We start from the raw sequence: 735 nt of genomic DNA, 5'->3' as shown, positions 1-735 counted from the left end.
AGTAGCGAAGGTCATGATCTCAGACTGCCAAGAAAAGCCTCTAGCCAGGAGAAGGTGCCCGTACCGCAAACCGACACAGGTAGGCGAGAAGAGAATTCTAAGGCGCGCGGAAGAACTCTCGTTAAGGAACTCGGCAAAATGACCCCGTAACTTCGGGAGAAGGGGTGCCTCGGTAGGGTGAATAGCCCGAGGGGGCCGCAGTGAAAAGGCCCAAGCGACTGTTTAGCAAAAACACAGGTCTGTGCGAAGCCGCAAGGCGAAGTATACGGGCTGACGCCTGCCCGGTGCTGGAAGGTTAAGGGGAGTGGTAAGCCTTCGGGCGAAGCTATGAACCGAAGCCCCAGTAAACGGCGGCCGTAACTATAACGGTCCTAAGGTAGCGAAATTCCTTGTCAGGTAAATTCTGACCCGCACGAATGGCGTAACGACTTGGGCGCTGTCTCAACGAGAGATCCGGTGAAATTTTAATACCTGTGAAGATGCAGGTTACCCGCGACAAGACGGAAAGACCCCATGGAGCTTTACTGCAGCTTGATATTGAATTTGGGTACGATCTGTACAGGATAGGTGGGAGCCGTAGAACTTTGAGCGCCAGCTTGAAGGGAGGCATCCTTGGGATACCACCCTGATCGTATCTAGGTTCTAACTTGGTACCGTGATCCGGTACGAGGACAGTGTCAGGTGGGCAGTTTGACTGGGGCGGTCGCCTCCTAAAGAGTAACGGAGGCGCCCCAA

Annotated in this window: 1 rRNA gene; it reads left to right on the top strand. The window is 54.3% G+C overall.

What is annotated here, in order from left to right:
* Positions 1-735, top strand: a 23S ribosomal RNA gene (locus tag HFD99_RS24835); the annotation flags it as partial.

It is taken from the genome of Paenibacillus sp. EKM301P (assembly GCF_011800295.1).
Taxonomy (GTDB): domain Bacteria; phylum Bacillota; class Bacilli; order Paenibacillales; family Paenibacillaceae; genus Paenibacillus; species Paenibacillus polymyxa.
Note: the sequence above shows the minus strand (reverse complement) of the source record. Positions and strands in the feature narration are given on the sequence as shown.